The sequence below is a fragment of the Arthrobacter sp. KBS0703 genome (assembly GCF_002008315.2).
Lineage (GTDB): Bacteria > Actinomycetota > Actinomycetes > Actinomycetales > Micrococcaceae > Arthrobacter.
This window is the reverse complement of the sequence record NZ_MVDG02000001.1, coordinates 3,597,223-3,614,173: the sequence shown is the minus strand read 5'-3', so window position 1 is coordinate 3,614,173 and position 16,951 is coordinate 3,597,223. Positions and strand designations below refer to the sequence as shown.

At 67.2% G+C, this 16,951-nt stretch carries 16 protein-coding genes and 2 pseudogenes; 14 read left to right on the top strand and 4 right to left on the bottom strand.

Translation table 11 applies throughout. The annotated features are described in order from the left end of the window. Positions 1-26: 26 nt before the first annotated feature. The 6 genes and pseudogenes from B1A87_RS24140 to araA form a co-directional block, all read left to right on the top strand. A pseudogene (locus B1A87_RS24140) lies at positions 27-965 on the top strand (LamG-like jellyroll fold domain-containing protein); the annotation flags it as partial. A gap of 110 nt (positions 966-1,075) precedes the next feature. Continuing rightward, positions 1,076-1,231: pseudogene (locus B1A87_RS24735) on the top strand (immunoglobulin-like domain-containing protein); the annotation flags it as partial. Positions 1,232-1,294: 63 nt separating this feature from the next. Beyond that, positions 1,295-2,266: a glycoside hydrolase family 43 protein gene (locus tag B1A87_RS24135; protein ID WP_313902509.1), complete on the top strand. Its 972-nt coding sequence runs from the start codon at positions 1,295-1,297 to the stop codon at positions 2,264-2,266. A 250-nt stretch (positions 2,267-2,516) separates the two neighbouring features. Further along, positions 2,517-4,247: a ribulokinase gene (gene araB / locus B1A87_RS16800; protein WP_078027368.1), complete on the top strand. Its 1,731-nt coding sequence runs from the start codon at positions 2,517-2,519 to the stop codon at positions 4,245-4,247. Further along, on the top strand, positions 4,244-4,924 hold the full coding sequence (locus tag B1A87_RS16795) for an L-ribulose-5-phosphate 4-epimerase (RefSeq protein ID WP_078027367.1): 681 nt from the start codon (positions 4,244-4,246) through the stop codon (positions 4,922-4,924). Before araB ends, B1A87_RS16795 begins: the two co-directional genes overlap by 4 nt. Positions 4,925-5,010: 86 nt before the next feature. Beyond that, positions 5,011-6,531 carry an L-arabinose isomerase gene (gene araA, locus B1A87_RS16790; protein ID WP_078027366.1) on the top strand — a complete coding sequence of 507 codons (1,521 nt, stop codon included), beginning with the start codon at positions 5,011-5,013 and terminating at the stop codon, positions 6,529-6,531. A 33-nt stretch (positions 6,532-6,564) separates the two neighbouring features. Here araA and B1A87_RS16785 read toward each other — a convergent pair whose 3' ends face one another. Continuing rightward, the gene (locus B1A87_RS16785) at positions 6,565-7,170 is read right to left on the bottom strand and encodes a S1C family serine protease (RefSeq protein WP_260680906.1); all 606 of its coding nucleotides are present in this window, start codon (positions 7,168-7,170) and stop codon (positions 6,565-6,567) included. A gap of 68 nt (positions 7,171-7,238) precedes the next feature. Continuing rightward, a complete protein-coding gene (locus B1A87_RS24130; RefSeq protein ID WP_260680905.1) occupies positions 7,239-7,385 on the bottom strand; it encodes a S1C family serine protease in 147 nt (48 codons plus the stop codon). 225 nt (positions 7,386-7,610) lie between these two features. Here B1A87_RS24130 and B1A87_RS16780 point away from each other — a divergent pair, with 225 nt between their 5' ends. Then, entirely contained in the window at positions 7,611-9,140 is a 1,530-nt protein-coding gene (locus tag B1A87_RS16780; protein ID WP_078027365.1) for an alpha-N-arabinofuranosidase, read from the top strand. Between the two features lie 54 nt (positions 9,141-9,194). On the opposite strand, the gene B1A87_RS16775 is transcribed toward B1A87_RS16780, so the two are convergent. Then, a complete protein-coding gene (locus B1A87_RS16775) occupies positions 9,195-9,533 on the bottom strand; it encodes a YciI family protein (RefSeq protein ID WP_078027364.1) in 339 nt (112 codons plus the stop codon). A gap of 77 nt (positions 9,534-9,610) precedes the next feature. Continuing rightward, complete coding sequence (locus tag B1A87_RS16770) at positions 9,611-11,188, bottom strand: glutamyl-tRNA reductase (protein ID WP_260680903.1); 1,578 nt, start codon at positions 11,186-11,188, stop codon at positions 9,611-9,613. Positions 11,189-11,472: 284 nt separating this feature from the next. On the opposite strand from B1A87_RS16770, the gene B1A87_RS16765 reads away from it, so the two are divergent. The 7 genes from B1A87_RS16765 to ureG all read left to right on the top strand — a co-directional run bounded on the left by B1A87_RS16765 (position 11,473) and on the right by ureG (position 16,912). Then, positions 11,473-12,477, top strand: coding sequence for a LacI family DNA-binding transcriptional regulator (locus B1A87_RS16765; RefSeq protein ID WP_078027362.1), 1,005 nt, complete (start codon positions 11,473-11,475; stop codon positions 12,475-12,477). Positions 12,478-12,594: 117 nt separating this feature from the next. Next, positions 12,595-12,897, top strand: a complete 303-nt coding sequence (locus B1A87_RS16760) for an urease subunit gamma (RefSeq protein WP_078027361.1) — start codon at positions 12,595-12,597, stop codon at positions 12,895-12,897. 8 nt (positions 12,898-12,905) lie between these two features. Then, positions 12,906-13,253 carry an urease subunit beta gene (locus tag B1A87_RS16755; protein ID WP_078027360.1) on the top strand — a complete coding sequence of 116 codons (348 nt, stop codon included), beginning with the start codon at positions 12,906-12,908 and terminating at the stop codon, positions 13,251-13,253. Next, entirely contained in the window at positions 13,250-15,025 is a 1,776-nt protein-coding gene (gene ureC, locus B1A87_RS16750; RefSeq protein WP_078027359.1) for an urease subunit alpha, read from the top strand. The genes B1A87_RS16755 and ureC overlap by 4 nt, the downstream gene beginning before the upstream one ends. A 53-nt stretch (positions 15,026-15,078) precedes the next feature. Then, entirely contained in the window at positions 15,079-15,561 is a 483-nt protein-coding gene (gene ureE, locus B1A87_RS16745) for an urease accessory protein UreE (RefSeq protein WP_078027358.1), read from the top strand. Then, positions 15,542-16,282: an urease accessory protein UreF gene (locus B1A87_RS16740; RefSeq protein ID WP_078027357.1), complete on the top strand. Its 741-nt coding sequence runs from the start codon at positions 15,542-15,544 to the stop codon at positions 16,280-16,282. The genes ureE and B1A87_RS16740 overlap by 20 nt, the downstream gene beginning before the upstream one ends. 12 nt (positions 16,283-16,294) lie before the next feature. Next, positions 16,295-16,912, top strand: a complete 618-nt coding sequence (gene ureG, locus B1A87_RS16735) for an urease accessory protein UreG (protein WP_078027356.1) — start codon at positions 16,295-16,297, stop codon at positions 16,910-16,912. The last annotated feature ends 39 nt before the right edge of the window (positions 16,913-16,951 follow it).

Below are 16,951 nucleotides of genomic sequence, written 5' to 3'. Positions count from 1 at the left end.
TTGCCGCCCGAACGAAAGCATCACTCATGCCCTTAATGACCCTCAGAGCCCGCACAGGACCGGCCGTCCTCACAGCGGCCGCCCTCGTGCTGGGCGGCCTCTCCGCGGGTGTCCCCGCCCAGGCTGCCATTGACGACGGCCTCGTCCTCAAATACAACCTGACCGAACCGACCGGCTCCGTTGCCGAAGACTCCTCCGGAAATGGCCGCAACGGCGTCATCAGCGGCGACGCCAGCCGCCTCGGCGATGAGGGCCTGCAGCTTGGCGGCACCAACGCCCACGTCCGCCTTCCCAACGACGTCATGCGGGGCCTCGACTCCATCACTGTTTCGACCGACGTGAAGCTCGCCACGGATCAGGCCGCCCCCTATTTCATCTGGGGACTGGGCAATACCAGCAACGGCACCGGCAACGGCTATCTGTTCACCACCGGCAACTCGTACCGCACCTCGATCGCGAGCGGTAACTGGTCAACGGAGCAGACAGCCAATGCCGGGCGGGACCTGGCACGCGGGGCCTGGAAGACCATCACCTACACCCTCAGTGGCGGCACCGCCGTCCTGTACGAGGACGGCGTCGAAGTTGCCCGCAAGGGCGGCGTGACCATCACCCCGGGCAGCATAGGCGGCGGAAGTACGGCAGCCAACTACCTGGGACGATCGGTCTACAGCGGAGACAAGTACCTGAAGGGGCAGGTCCGCGACTTCCGCATCTACAACCGCGCACTCTCGGCGGCCGAAGTACGCGAGCTCGGCTACGTCTCCCCGGAAGAGCGGGTGGCCCTCGATCTCCAGAATCTGTCGCTCGGAGACACCAGCGCCGTCACCGCCGGCCTGAACCTGCCCCGCACCGGACCCAACGGCTCGGCCTACACCTGGACGTCCTCGAACGAGGGCATCGTCTCGTCCACGGGCGCCGTGACGCGCCCGGCCTACGGAACAGGAAATACGGCCGTGACTTTGACGGCCAGTGCCACGTCCGGGGCGGCCACAGCTTCCAAGGCGTTCACCGTGACGGTCCTCGAAGACATCAGCGGCGAGCAGAAAGTCAGCGAGGCCGCAGCCGCCCTGGAGGTGTGGGACGCCGAGGGAATCCGCGGCAACATCACCCTGCCCGCAAGGGCCTACACGGGACCGACGTGGTGTGGAAATCGAGCGACGAATCCGCCATCACCGCCACCGGCGAGGTCACCCGGCCTGCCTACGGCGGCAAGCCGGTCAAGCTCAACCTCCACGCGTTCGTCAGCTACGGCAAGACCAAGACGAAGAGGACTTTCCGCGCCACCGTCCTTCCGTTGCCCAAGACCGAGGCCAAAGAGGGCTACGCCTTCGCGTACTTCACCGGCAACGACATCGCCGGGGAAAACATTTTCATGGCCGCCAGCCGGGGCAATGACGCGCTCAAATGGGACGAACTCAACGGCGGAAAGGCAGTGGTGAAATCCAGCCTTGGCACCAAGGGCCTGCGCGATCCCTTTGTCATCCGCTCTCCCGAAGGCGACAAGTTCTACATGATCGCCACCGACCTCTCCATTGGCAGCGGGACCTCGTGGGACGCCTCCCAGCGCCAAGGCAGCCAGTACCTGGAGGTCTGGGAGTCAACGGACCTTGTGAACTGGTCCGGGCAGCGGCACGTGAAAGTCTCTCCGGACACGGCAGGGAACACGTGGGCGCCGGAAGCACACTACGACGAGAAAATCGGGGCGTACGTCGTCTACTGGGCGTCCAAGATCTACGCCGACAACGACCCGAACCACTCCGGCGGCACGCACAACAAGATGATGTACTCCACCACGCGCGACTTCCGGACCTTCAGCGAAGCCAAGGTCTGGAACGACCCGGGTGATTCGGTCATCGACTCCACAGTTATCAAGGAGGGCGACACCTACTACCGCTTCACCAAGGACGAAGCCCGCGTCTCCGGCTGCCTCGACATCATGCAGGAAAAGTCCACGGACCTGCTGGCTGTCGACCTGCCGGCCACGAACCCGCGCAATTGGTCCCTGATGGCCAACTGCATCGGCAAGAACGCCGGGACCGGCGGCGTAGAGGGGCCGACCGTCTTCAAATCAAACACCGAGGAGAAGTATTACCTCTTCGTGGATGAGTTCGGCGGGCGCGGCTACATCCCGCTGGAAAGCACCAGTCTCGAAGACCCCGACTGGAAGCTCGCGAGCAACTACGAACTGCCTCGCGCACCGCGCCACGGCACCGTCCTGCCCGTCACCAAGACGGAGCTGGAGCGCCTCCACAGCCAGCTCGGCTAAGGCGCCGCAGCGAAATACCGCCCGTCAAACTTGCTCTGACGCCTGGAAGGCAGGGGCTCCGCCAGATTGGCGGGGCCCCTGCCCTATGGCGGAGCGTGCCGAGGGAGGCGGCAGCGTCCCCTGGGACGCCCCAAATTGGTCGCTGCCGATGCTTGACGCGCAGATATGTTAGCGTTCACAATCTAAGAGAATCTTTTACGTTTTCGATACCGGGCACAGGGGCCAGCACCTCCCGGATGGAGGTTTTAGCATGCAATCTAGTGATGACACCGGGTTCAACCCCGGCGGCGAAAACTATGTCATCGGGGTGGACTACGGCACCCTGTCGGGCCGGGCCGTGGTGGTCCGGGTAAGGGACGGCAAGGAACTCGGCAGCGGGGTGTTCGACTACCCCCACGCGGTGGTCACCGAGGCGCTTCCGGCGGATGTGGCGGACGACGGCGTCACACGCCTTCCCGGCGAATGGGCACTTCAGGTGCCGAACGACTACCGGGAGGTGCTCCGGCACGCTGTGCCGGCGGCGATCGCGGACGCGGGCATCGACCCCTCCGCAGTGGTCGGCATCGCCACGGACTTCACCGCATGCACCATGGTGCCGGTGAAGTCTGACGGCACCCCGCTGAATGAACTGCCGGGCTTCGCCAGCCGGCCGCACGCGTACGTCAAGCTCTGGCGCCATCACGCCGCGCAGGGGCAGGCGGACCGGATCAACGCCCTGGCCGCCGAGCTGGGCGAGACCTGGCTGCCGCGCTACGGCGGGTTGATCTCCTCCGAGTGGGAGTTCGCCAAGGGGCTGCAGCTGCTGGAGGAGGATCCGGAAGCGTACGCGGAGATGGACCACTGGGTGGAGGCCGCGGACTGGATTGTCTGGCAGCTGTGCGGCAATTATGTCCGCAACGCCTGCACGGCCGGGTACAAGGGCATCTACCAGGACGGGAAGTATCCGTCCGAGGATTTCCTGGCCGCGCTGAACCCGCAGTTCAAGGACTTTGTTAGCGCTAAACTGGAGCACACCATCGGCCGGCTCGGCGACGCTGCGGGGTTCCTGACCGCCGAGGCCGCTGCCTGGACCGGACTGCCGGAGGGCATCGCCGTGGCCGTCGGCAACGTCGATGCCCACGTCACCGCCCCGGCGGCCAAGGCCGTGGAGCCGGGCCAGCTGGTGGCCATCATGGGCACCTCGACCTGCCACGTCATGAACGGTGCGGAACTGCGCGAGGTGCCAGGCATGTGCGGGGTGGTCGACGGCGGCATCGTCGACGGACTCTGGGGCTACGAGGCAGGCCAGTCCGGCGTGGGGGACATCTTCGGCTGGTTCACCAAATACGGTGTTCCGCCGGAGTACCACGAGGCCGCGGCCGCTGCCGGCCTGGGCATCCACGAGTACCTCACCGGGCTGGCTTCCGGGCAGGCGATCGGCGAGCACGGCCTGATCGCCCTGGACTGGCACTCGGGCAACCGCTCGGTCCTGGTGGACCACGAACTGACCGGCGTGGTGATGGGCCAGACGCTGGCCACCCGGCCAGAGGACACCTACCGCGCGCTCCTGGAGGCCACGGCCTTCGGCACCCGCACCATCGTGGACGCCTTCCGCGACTCGGGGGTGCCGGTGAAGGAGTTCATCGTGGCCGGCGGGCTGCTGAAGAACAAACTCCTGATGCAGATCTACGCGGACGTCACCGGGCTGCAGCTCTCCACCATCGGCTCCACCCAGGGGCCGGCGCTGGGCTCGGCGATCCACGCCGCCGTCGCCGCCGGCAGGTACGCGGACATCCGGGCGGCCGCGGCGGCCATGGGCTCAGCCCCCGGAGCCGTATACACCCCGATCCCGGAAAACGTCGCCGCGTACGAGGAACTCTTCCGCGAATACCGCACCCTGCACGACTACTTCGGCCGCGGAACCAACGACGTCATGCACCGGCTCAAGGCCATCCAGCGTCACGCGGCAAAGTCCCTGCTCGCAGAAGGGGTCTCCGCATGAGCGCCCTCCTGGACACCATTGCCCGGATCCGGGCCGAGGTCTGCGCCCTGCACGCCGAGCTGACCCGCTACGAACTGGTGGTCTGGACCTCCGGGAACGTCTCCGCCCGTGTCCCGGGCCACGATCTGATGGTGATCAAGCCGTCCGGAGTCTCGTACGCGGACCTCACGCCGGAGACCATGGTGGTCACCGACCTCCACGGCGTCCCCGCGGACGGCGAGTGGGGCAACCCGGCCCTGACGCCGTCGTCGGACACCGCAGCGCACGCCTACGTCTACCGGCACATGCCCGACGTCGGCGGAGTGGTCCACACCCACTCCACTTACGCGACGGCGTGGGCCGCGCGGGGGGAGGCCATCCCGTGCGTGCTGACCATGATGGGCGACGAGTTCGGCGGCACCATCCCGGTGGGCCCGTTCGCGCTGATCGGTGACGACTCGATCGGCCGCGGGATCGTCGAAACCCTGCAGGCCTCCCACTCGCCGGCGGTCCTGATGCAGAACCACGGACCGTTCACCATCGGCAAGGATGCCCGCTCCGCGGTCAAGGCCGCCGTGATGTGCGAGGAAGTGGCCCGCACCGTCCACATCGCCCGGCAGCTGGGCGAGCCGCTGCCGATCGACCCGGGCCAGATCGAGTCCCTCTACGACCGCTACCAGAACGTCTACGGCCGCTAAACCCCTCCCGGCCGCCAAACCCAATAACCCGGCGGCCGGGTCCCGCAGCATTCCCTTTCACCTCAGTCCTTTCCAGGAGAACCACCATGCCCCACGCCAACAACACCTCCCTTGAGCACTACGAGGTCTGGTTCCTCACCGGCAGCCAGCACCTTTACGGCGAGGATGTCCTGAAGCAGGTCGCCGCGCAGTCCCAGGAGATCGCCGCCGCCCTCAACGCCTCCTCCGACGTTCCCGTCAAGCTCGTCTGGAAGCCCGTGCTGACCGACTCGGACGCCATCCGCCGCACGGCGCTCGAGGCGAACTCGGACGATGCCGTGATCGGCGTGACCGCCTGGATGCACACCTTCTCCCCGGCGAAGATGTGGATCCAGGGCCTGGACCTGCTCCGGAAGCCGCTGCTGCACCTGCACACCCAGGCCAACGTCGAGCTGCCCTGGGCGGACATCGACTTCGACTTCATGAACCTGAACCAGGCCGCCCACGGCGACCGCGAATTCGGCTACATCCAGTCCCGCCTCGGCATCCCGCGCAAGACCGTGGTGGGGCACGCCTCCAACCCCGAGGTCGCCCGCCAGGTCGGCGCCTGGCAGCGCGCCTCCGCAGGCTGGGCCGCCGTCCGGACCCTGAAGCTGACCCGCTTCGGGGACAACATGCGCAACGTCGCCGTCACCGAAGGCGACAAGACCGAGGCCGAGCTCCGTTTCGGCGTCTCGGTGAACACCTGGTCCGTGAACGAGCTCGCCGACGCCGTGCACGTCGCCGCAGAGTCCGACGTCGACGCCCTCGTCGCGGAGTACGAGCGCCTCTACGAGGTGGTCCCGGAGCTGAAGGCCGGCGGCGCCCGGCGCGAGTCGCTGCGCTACAGCGCGCGGATCGAACTCGGCCTGCGCAGCTTCCTCGAGGCCAACGGCTCCGCCGCGTTCACCACGTCCTTCGAGGACCTGGGCGAACTGCGGCAGCTGCCCGGCATGGCGGTCCAGCGGCTCATGGCCGACGGCTACGGCTTCGGCGCCGAGGGCGACTGGAAGACCGCCATCCTGGTCCGTGCCGCGAAGGTCATGGGCGCCGGCCTGCCCGGCGGCGCCTCCCTCATGGAGGACTACACGTACCACCTCACGCCCGGCCAGGAAAAGATCCTCGGCGCCCATATGCTCGAGGTCTGCCCCTCCCTGACCGCCACGAAGCCGCGGGTCGAGATCCACCCGCTCGGCATCGGCGGCAAGGAAGATCCCGTCCGGATGGTCTTTGACACCGACGCCGGCCCCGGTGTCGTCGTGGCTCTGTCCGACATGCGGGACCGGTTCCGGCTCGTGGCCAACGCCGTGGACGTCGTGGACCTGGACGAACCGCTGCCCAACCTGCCCGTCGCCCGCGCCCTCTGGTCCCCGAAGCCGGACTTCGCCACCTCCGCGGCGGCGTGGCTCACCGCCGGTGCCGCCCACCACACCGTCCTCTCCACGCAGGTGGGCATGGAGGTGTTCGAGGACTTCGCTGAAATCGCCCAGACCGAGCTGCTCACCATCGACGACGGCACCACCATCAAGCAGTTCAAGAAGGAACTGAACTGGAACGCCGCCTATTACAAGCTGGCCGGCGGCCTGTAGCGGCATTGGGTTCCGGGGCGGCCCGGTTCGCGCTCACCCCGTCTGGGAAGCGCGCGAAACGAGCTGGACCTTCGCTTCGTGGGTTTCCGTTCCCCGGCGGAATTCGACGGTCACGGTCTGTCCCGGGCTCCTGCTCCGCAAGGCGGCGAGCAGGTCCTCGGGCGCGGCCAGCTCTTCGCCGTCGAGCTTCACGAGGACATCGCCGGACCGGATGCCGGCCTTCGCGGCCGGTCCACCGTCCGGGACCGCGAGGGCCAGGGCGCCGCGCGTGTCCGGCAGGCCCAGGCGCTCGGCGATCTGCGGGGTGATATCACCCAGCGTCGGGCCTATGAAGGCGTGATCCGCGGTGACGTCCTCGCGGAGCTGATCCGCCACTTTGACGGCGGTGGCGGCGGGGATGGCAAACCCAAGCGCTACAGCTCCGGACTGCGGCGGGATGTAGGCCTCACTGATTCCAACCACCTCGCCCCTGCCGTTCACCAGCGCGCCGCCGGAGTTTCCGGGGCTGATTGCGGCGTCGGTCTGGATCAGGTCCACCAGGGACTGGCTGCTGGCGGCGGACCCGGGGATTTCGCGGTGGAGGCCGGAGATGATGCCCGCCGTCGCCGTGTTTTCGAATCCCAGCGGGGAACCGATCACGACGGCGAGTTCGCCGATCCGGGCAGTTCGGACTGGAATTTGGCCACCGGAAGGCCGGTGCGCTTCGCCTACACGAGGGCGAGGTCGGAAACGGCATCGGTGGCCCGCACGATGCCGGCCACGCGGCGGCCGTCGGCGAAGGCCACTTCAACGTCCGTGCGTCCCCGCACCACGTGTTCGTTGGTCAGGATCAGCCCCTCCGCCGAATAGACCACGCCGCTCCGAGAATGCGGAGCGCGCGGCACACGAGATGAGGGGTCGCTGGCCGGGGGGTTCATTGGACTTCCTCTCATTGCCGGGCGAGCGGGGGGAGCTGTCCTGGAAGCTGATTAAAAATTAACCCCGGATGGACTCGGGTGGCCAGAGGCCTTGACGGACGCGGCCGTCAGCGGTCAGACTGGTTTCTATAACGTTGTAGAAAAGGGAAAGAGGACACACCGATGAGCACTCCAGCCGCCAATTCCGCGAAAATCACCATTGATCCCGCCTTCACCGTGGGGCCGGTGAGGCGCAGGACGTTCGGCGCCTTCGTCGAGCACCTGGGCCGCTGCGTCTACACGGGCATCTTCGAGCCTGAGCACCCGATGGCGGACGCGGACGGCTTCCGGGCTGACGTCCTGGAACTGACGCGGGAACTGGGCGTCTCCACTGTCCGCTACCCGGGCGGGAACTTCGTGTCAGGCTACCGCTGGGAGGACGGCGTCGGCCCTGCGGAAGAGCGCCCCGCGCGGCTCGATCTCGCCTGGCACTCCACGGACCCCAACCTCGTGGGCGTGGACGAGTTCGCCAAATGGTCGGTCAAGGCCGGGGTGGAGCCCATGATGGCCGTGAACCTTGGCACGCGAGGCACGCAGGAAGCCGTGGACCTGCTGGAATACTGCAACATCGACGGCGGCACGGCGTTCTCGGACCGGCGCAGGGCCAACGGCGCCGAGCAGGGGTATGGCATCAGGATGTGGTGCCTGGGCAACGAGATGGACGGGCCCTGGCAGATCGGCCACAAGAACGCCCTGGAGTACGGCCGCGTGGCTGCGGACGCGGCGCGGGCCATGCGCATGGTTGACCCGGACCTCGAACTCGTGGCCTGCGGAAGCTCCGCGCCCGGCATGGACACCTTCGGTGAATGGGAGCGGGTGGTGCTGACCGAAACGTACGAGCTCGTGGACCTGGTCTCCGCGCACCAGTACTTCGAAGACCTCGGCGATCTTCAGGAACACCTCTCGGCCGGGCACCGGATGGACTCCTTCATCCGCGACATCATTTCCCACATCGACCATGTGAAGTCGGTGAAGAAGACCGCGAAGCAGGTCAACATCTCCTTTGACGAGTGGAACGTCTGGCACGCCGGCCGCGACGAATCCAAAGTTCCTTCAGGCAAGGACTGGCCCGTCGCCCCCGCCTTGCTCGAGGACCGCTATTCGGTGGCGGACGCCGTCGTCGTCGGCGACCTGCTGGTCACCCTGCTGCGCCACACCGACCGTGTCCACTCGGCGAGCCTTGCCCAGCTGGTCAACGTCATCGCCCCGATCATGACGGAACCGGGCGGGCGCGCCTGGAAGCAGACCATCTTCCACCCGTTCGCCCTGACCTCCCGGTACGCGGCCGGCACCGTCCTGCAGCTTGCAGTGGAGTCCCCCTGGCTGAGCGGCGGCAAAACCGAGGATTTTGCCGCGCTCTCCGCCGTGGCGACGTTCGATGCCGAGGCCGGGGAGGCCGTGGTTTTCGCGGTCAACCGATCAGCCGCTGAGGCGTTGTCGCTCGACGCCGCCGTGGCCGGGCTCGGCAACAACGTGCGGCTGATCGAGGCCGTCACCTTCGCCAACAAGGACCCGTACTGGCACGCGACGGCCGATGACTCCACGTCAGTGCTGCCCGCGGAGAACGTGAGTGTGAAGCTCGACGGCGGCCGCCTCACCGCCGTTCTCCCGGCCGTTTCGTGGACGATGATCCGCCTGGCCGTGGAGTCCTGACCTCCGCCGGCTGGTTGGGACCCGGGCGTTTGGGACCTGCGGCTGGCTGTGCAGCTAGCTCGCCGGGTCGTACCCGAACTCGCGGAGCTCTTGCGAGCAACGGCACGCCACCGCGATCTTCCTCGCCCACTCGACCGCGTCCTCGCGCGTCGGCAGTTCCAGCACGGTGAACCCGCCCTTGAGTTCGGAGCCCGGATAGATCTCGGGGCTGACCGACCCGTCGGCGGAGACCATCACGGGGTCGACGTCCTCCTCGATCCCGCCGCCGAATACGTAGACGCCGGCAGCTTTCGCCTCCTGGATCACAGCGTGGGATTCGGCGAAGACGATCGGGAACTCCTCGTCGGTGAGCACCATGGCTTCGCTCGGGAACGAGATGAGGTATTTGGTCATGTCACGATGATGCCCCGCGGGCGGGCCGGACAGCAACGGTTGTGGACAGTTGAGGGCAACGTCCTGGCGGGGTACAGCTAGCTCGCGGCGGGAAGGGTGAGGAACGGCTCCTCACGGCCCTCACCCTGTCCGGGACAGATGCTTCCAGCACCGTCCCGGGTGGCGGCCGGCGCGTCAACGTCTCCTGGGCCTGCATACTGCAGGACCCCCGCTTCCACGTTCAGCCCGTAGAGGGCCTCGAGCGCCGCGGTGTAGTCGTCCTGCCGCCCGGCCGCGGCGAGCTCCCGCGCCCGGGCGGTGGGAACATGAAGGAGCTGCCGCACGACGCGCCGGAGTGCGAACTCGACTGCTTCCGCCGTGGCAGTACAGCCGTGCTCGTTCTTCACCCGTGCAATTTCCCCGGCGAGGACCTGCTGCATGTGGCCGCGCAGGGCCACAATGGCAGGGTCCATGAGGCGGGCCTGCTGGTCCTCCTCGAACTTCACCGCCGCCTGCCGGATCAGCTCTTTGGCCTGCCGGACTACGTCCGTGTGTTCGGGCGGCGAGGCGAGCCGCACGTCCTCAAGCGAGATCAGTTCAACGCCCGGCAGCTCGCCGGCCCCCGGTTCAAAGTCCCGGCTGAGCGCGAGGTCGACGACGACGAGATCGGCCGTTGCGCCCTGCCTGAAGGCGCGGAAGTCGTCAGCGCCAAGCCGCGGTCCGCGGCCGCTGCATCCGATCACCACATCCGCGTTGAGAATCGCCGCCTGCAGATTGTCCCGGGTCAGGGCTGCGGCGCCGCGGGACGCGGCAAATGCCTCTGCCCGTCCGGACCAGGAGAACACGGAGACCCGGGTGCATTGTCCGGCGGCCAGCAGTGCCATGGTGGAACCCGCGTAGGCGCCCGTGCCGATGACCACGACCGACAGGCCGGCTAAGCCGCGGCCGGCCTGGTTCCGGCGGCCCTGATCCCCAGCAGCCTGATCCCCACCAGTCTGATCCAGGTCCGGCCGCGGCCCGATGCCGAGTCTTGCGGTTGCCAGGTCCAGGGCCACCGAGACCATGGACCGGCCGGCGTCGCCCAGCGTGGTCAGCGCGCCCACATCCCGTGCCGCGCGGGAAGCGCCCTGGAACAGCCGGACAAGCGCTCCGCTGGCGGTGCCGGATTCCTGCGCAGAAGCGAGGGACCGCCGCAGCTGCCCCGCGATCTCCCGCTCGCCTATCACCGCCGAGTCAAGGCCCGCCCCCACCGAGAACAGGTGCTCGGTCATGGCGGGACCTGTCAGTGCGTCAAAGGACTGGCTGAGTTCGTGCCGGGGAACGGCGGAACACATACTGATGACGGACAGCACGTTCTCCCGGGCTGTTTCAGGGCGGGCGCCGGGGGCGGTTTCGCAGTAGACCTCGAAGCGGTTGCAGGTTGACAGTACAACGGCGCCGGCGATGCCGGGCAGGTCCGCGATGACCGCCGACGTGATCCGCAGGGGCCCCGAGCCCAGCTGTGCCAGGAACTCCATGCCCGTTGCGCGTTCACCTGCGGCGGCCCGCACCGGCTCCGGAAACCCGGCAGCCCGGGCACCGCGATGCGAGGCGACCAGGGCAAACAGCCCCCGGTCTGTGGCGGCCCCCTCCGCGACTGCCCATGCCGCGATGGGCACCTCAGGATTCTGCGCCAATGCCTGCCCCACCTTCCGCATGATTCCCCCAGACTTTTCCCCATGGTTCCCTCAAGGTCTTGCCCCCCAGGCGGTCCCCTAGAAACTCCCCCCGGCATTCCCTAGGGGATCCGACCTGTGGGTCTCCCCCCGATATCCCCGGGGCCAGGCGCCGTTGCCCGGCCCCGGAGCGTAGAGACCTTGGAGAAAGGGTGTGGCAGGCACCTTGGGAAATTCTTGCGGGCGGGGCGGTCCGCTTTCTGCAACGATGTACCCAGACGTACCGCCGCGAGAAGGAGCCTTGGATGGCCGTGACCATGAACGATGTTGCCCGTGCCGCGGGAGTTTCCCTCAAGACGGTGTCCAACGTGCTCAACGACTACGAGTTCATCAGGCCGGCCACCAAGCAGAAGGTGCTGGATGCGATCGCCGAGCTGGGCTACGAGGCCAACCTGACGGCGCGGAGCCTCCGGTCCGGAAAGTCCCGGATGCTGGGCCTGGTCCTGTCGGACCTCTCCGTGCCGTACTACGCCGAGCTCGCTTCCCGGCTCATGACGGTTGCCTCAGCCCGGGGCTACCGGGTGCTCGTGGAGCAGTCTGCGGCAGGGGAGGCGAACGAACTCAGCGCACTGCAGGGTACATTCCGCCAGCTCACGGACGGGCTACTTTTCACCCCCCTGGCGCTGGGGGCGGACGCTGTGGCCAACCGGCGCGGAAGCAAGCCGCTCGTAATGCTTGGGGAGCACATCGAAGATCCCCGGTTCGACCTCGTCACCATGAAGAATGTCGGAGCGGCGCGGGCTCTCACGGCCCACCTCCTGGCGGGCGGCCGCCGCCGGATAGCAGTGATCGGGGCGTCGGCGGAGGATTCCGCCGGCAGCCCGGGCCTGCGCCTGACCGGTTATCGGGAGGCGCTCGCCGCCGCGGGAGTGGATTTTGACCCGGCGCTTATTGTGCCGGCCGAGTGGCGCCGCGACGGCGGCGCCGCCGCCGTGGGGGAGCTGCTGGGGAGCGGAGCGGATTTTGATGCCGTCTTCGGACTCAACGACGCCTTGGCGCTCGGGGCCATGCACGAACTGCAGATCCGCGGCGTCAACGTGCCGGCGGACGTCGCCGTGGCCGGCTTTGACGACATCGACGAGGCAAGGTTCGCCTCGCCGTCGCTCACCACTGTTGCCCCGGGCATGGACGACATTGCCGAACGGTCCGTCGCGTTGCTGATCGATCGGATCGAAGGCACCCAGAAGGCGGAGCAAGGAGTGCACGTCGAAGTGGAGTTTGAGCTGAGGATCCGAGCCTCGGCGCCCTGAGCTGCTCGGCCCCCCGAAGGGTCTGAAATCTCGCGGAAACGTCCGCCGCTTAGGCTGGTGGCACACCGCAGCCGCTGCATGCCGCCCGCGGTGCCCGCCGTAGAAGGGATTCCTCGAATGCATCTGCTGCCCCGCGAGCAGGAAAAGCTCATGATCGTGGTCGCCGCCGACCTCGCCCGCCGCCGCCAGGCGCGGGGGCTCAGGCTGAATTTTCCGGAGGCCGTTGCCATCATCAGCTACGAACTAATTGAGGGTGCGCGGGACGGGCGGACCGTGGCCGACCTGATGAGCTACGGCACCACCCTGCTCAGCCGCGACGACGTCATGGAAGGCGTGCCGGAAATGATCCACGACGTCCAGGTCGAGGCCACCTTCCCTGACGGCACCAAGCTCGTCACCGTCCACGATCCCATCCGCTAAGGGGCGCCATGATTCCGGGAGAGTACGTTCTGCAGGGTGAGCCTGTGGTGATCAACGCGGGCCGCGAGGCGATCGACGTCGTCGTAGTCAACACCGGTGACCGCCCCGTGCAGGTGGGTTCGCACTACCACTTCGCCGAAGCCAACCGGGCGCTCGAGTTCGACCGCCGGGCCGCTTACGGGCGCCGGCTCGACATCCCCGCCGGCACGGCCGCGCGCTTCGAACCCGGTGACAGCAAGACCGTGCGGCTGATCGCACTGGCCGGCAGCCGGGAGGTCTTCGGGCTGAGCAACGCGGTGAACGGCAGCCTTGGCGCGGCACAGTCCGCACCGGAAAACGCGGGGGGAGCACAGTGAGTTTCGAATTGTCCCGCAAGCAGTACGCGGACCTGTACGGCCCGACGACGGGTGACGCCATCCGCCTGGCGGACACCGACCTGTTCCTGGAGATCGAAAAGGACCTCACCGTTTACGGCGAGGAAGTGGTGTTCGGCGGCGGCAAGGTCATCCGCGACGGCATGGGCCAGAACGGGCAGGTGACCCGCGACGGCGAGCTGCCGAGCGGAGGCGCTGAAAGGCTGGACGTCCCGGACACCGTGATCACCAATGTGGTGGTGCTGGACTACACGGGGATCTACAAGGCAGACGTCGCCCTGAAAGACGGCCACATTTTCAAGATCGGGAAGGCTGGCAACCCGCAGATCGCCGACGGCGTGGACATTGTGATCGGCGCCAGCACCGAAATCATCGCGGGGGAGCGCAAGATCCTCACCGCCGGCGGCGTGGACACCCACATCCATTTCATCTCCGCAGACCAGGTGCCCGCGGCGCTGTGCAGCGGCGTGACCACCATGGTGGGCGGAGGGACCGGCCCGGCGGAAGGCACCAAGGCCACCACCGTGACTCCCGGAAAGTGGCACATCCAGCGCATGCTGCAGGCCGCCGAAGGGCTCCCCATCAACATCGGCCTGCTGGGCAAGGGCCACGCCTCCGCCGTCGAGCCGCTGGCCGAACAGATCCGGGCCGGGGCGGTGGGCCTGAAGGTCCACGAGGACTGGGGATCCACGACGTCCTCGATCGACACCTCCCTGAAGGTCGCCGACGAATACGACGTCCAGGTGGCCATCCACACGGACACCCTGAACGAATGCGGCTTCGTGGAGGACACCATCCGGGCCATCGGCGGCCGCGTGATCCACACCTTCCACACCGAGGGAGCCGGCGGCGGCCACGCGCCGGACATCATCAAGATCGCCGGGCTGCCCAACGTCCTTCCGGCGTCCACGAACCCCACGCTGCCGTACACGCGCAACACCATCGAAGAGCACTTGGACATGCTCATGGTGTGCCATCACCTGAACCCGGACATCCCGGAGGACGTGGCGTTCGCCGACTCCCGCATCCGCGCCGAAACCATTGCCGCCGAGGACGTCCTGCAGGACCTGGGCATCTTCGCCATCACCTCCTCCGACTCGCAGGCCATGGGCCGGGTGGGCGAGGTGATCATCCGCACGTGGCAGGTGGCGGACAAGATGAAGAAGCAGCGCGGCGTGTTGAAGGATCCTGCCGGCGGTGCACACGGTTCGGCTGCCGGCCAGGGAGCGGACAGCGACAACTTCCGGCTCAAGCGGTACGTGGCGAAGTACACGATCAACCCGGCCATCGCCCAGGGCATGGCCGACTCCGTCGGCTCGGTCGAGGAGGGCAAGTTCGCGGACCTGGTGCTGTGGGACCCGGCGTTCTTCGGCGTGAAGCCGGAGCTCGTGCTCAAGGGCGGCCAGATCGCCTACGCACTGATGGGCGACGCCAACGCCTCCATCCCCACGCCGCAGCCGCGGACCATGCGCCCCATGTTCGCCACGTTCGGCAAGGCCCTGCAGCAGTCCTCCATCACCTTCCTGTCCCAGGCCGCGATTGACGCGGGCGTACCGGAAGAACTGGGGCTGGAGAAGGTCATCCGGCCGGTCGCCGGGATCCGGTCGCTGTCCAAGGCCGACCTGAAATACAACGACGCCACCCCGGACATCCAGGTAGATCCGGAAACATACAAGGTGACGGTGGACGGCGAGGACGTCACGTGCGAACCTTCGGACGTGCTGCCCATGGCACAGCGCTACTTCCTCTTCTAGGGCATCCCAGCCACCGCCCTGAAAACACCACTCAAAGACCACGGAGAAAGCACATGATCATCGAGAAGATCCTGGGCAACCTGCACGATCAGGCCGCCGGCCAGGACCCCTACTTCGGGCTCCACAAGGAGAAGGTGGTGCTGCCGAGCGCCCAGCTGGTCAAACGGATCCAGCGCGTCACCACCGACCACGGCCAGGAACTCGGCATCCGGCTGCCCGCCGGTTCCGCTGACCTTCGCGAGGGCGACGTCCTCCACGTCGCCGAAACCAACGTGATCGTGGTGTCCGTGCTGCCCACCGACGTCCTGGTGATCGCACCGCGGACCATCCATGAGATGGGAGTCGCGGCCCACTCGCTGGGCAACCGGCACCTGCAGGCCCAGTTCTTCGACGCGTCCTCCGAGTACGGAGCCGAGGTCATGGTCTGCCAGTACGACCACACCGTGGAGGACTATCTCAAGCACGTCGGAGTGCCGTACGACCGCCAGGAACGCGTCATGCCAGTCCCCTTCCGCCATGCCGAACACTCGCACTGAGGCCGAGCCCGGTGGCCGAGCTTGTCGGGACCAGATTTCGGCGGGCTCAATCAGCGGGGGCTACCGGTTCGCCCTGCAGCAGCTGACCGACTCGGCGCTTCCCACCGGGGCGTTTGCGCACTCGCTGGGGTTTGAGACCTACATTGAGCGCGGGTTGGTTCATGATGAGGGCTCGTTCGGGGTGTGGCTGTCCGCGTTCATCCGGCAGCAGCTGACCTACTCGGACGGGCTGGCCATCCGGTTCCTCTACGAGGGCGCCGGGGTCGAGGAGCTGGATTCGATGCTGACTGCGCAGCTTTTGCCGCGGCAGCTGCGGGAGGCCAGCATCAAGATGGGCACGCGGCTGCTGGAAATCGGTGCTGAGGTCTTCCCGTCGCCCGAGCTCGCAGCGTACACGGAGCTGGTGACCACCGGCCGTTCCGCCGGCCATCAGCCGCTGGCGTTCGCCGTCGTCGCCCGTTCACTGGGAGTGCCTTTACCGGAGTCGCTCGCCGCGTACCTTTTCGCCGCGGTCACCTCGCTGACCCAGAACGCGGTCCGTGCCATTCCGCTGGGGCAGAACGCCGGCCAGCGGTTGCTGCGGAAGGCGTCCGACGGCGTTGCTGCCGCCGTCGAGGAGGTCGGTCACCTCACGCCGGACGACTTCGGCGCCGTGAGCCCCGGCCTGGAAATTTCGCAAATGCGGCATGAGCGTCAACGTGCCCGCATGTTCATGAGTTAGCAGGAGGAAAGAATGACTGAACCCATCAAGATCGGCATCGGTGGGCCGGTTGGCGCCGGAAAGACCCAGCTCGTGGAGCGGCTCACCCGCCACATGAGCCGTGAGATTTCCATGGCCGCCATCACCAACGACATCTACACCATCGAGGACGCCAAGATCCTGGCCGCCAACGGGATCCTGCCTGAGGACAGGATCATCGGCGTCGAGACCGGAGGCTGCCCCCATACGGCGATCCGCGAGGACACCTCGATGAACACGGCGGCCATCGAGGAGCTCAAGAAGCGGCACCCGGACCTGCAGGTGATCTTCGTGGAGTCCGGCGGCGACAACCTCTCCGCCACGTTCAGCCCGGAACTGGTGGACTTCTCGATCTACATCATCGACGTCGCCCAGGGTGAGAAGATCCCGCGGAAGGCCGGGCAGGGCATGATCAAGTCCGATCTCTTCATCATCAACAAAACCGACCTCGCGCCGCACGTGGGAGCAGACCTCGCCGTCATGGAACGGGACTCCCGCGAGTTCAGGGGCGCCAAGCCGTTCTGCTTCACCAACCTGAAAACTGACGAAGGCCTGGACGCCGTCATCGAATGGGTGCGGCGCGACGTCCTGATGCTCGACCTGGCGCGATGAGGACGACGGCGGCCGAGCCGGCTCAAGCAGTCAGCTCAC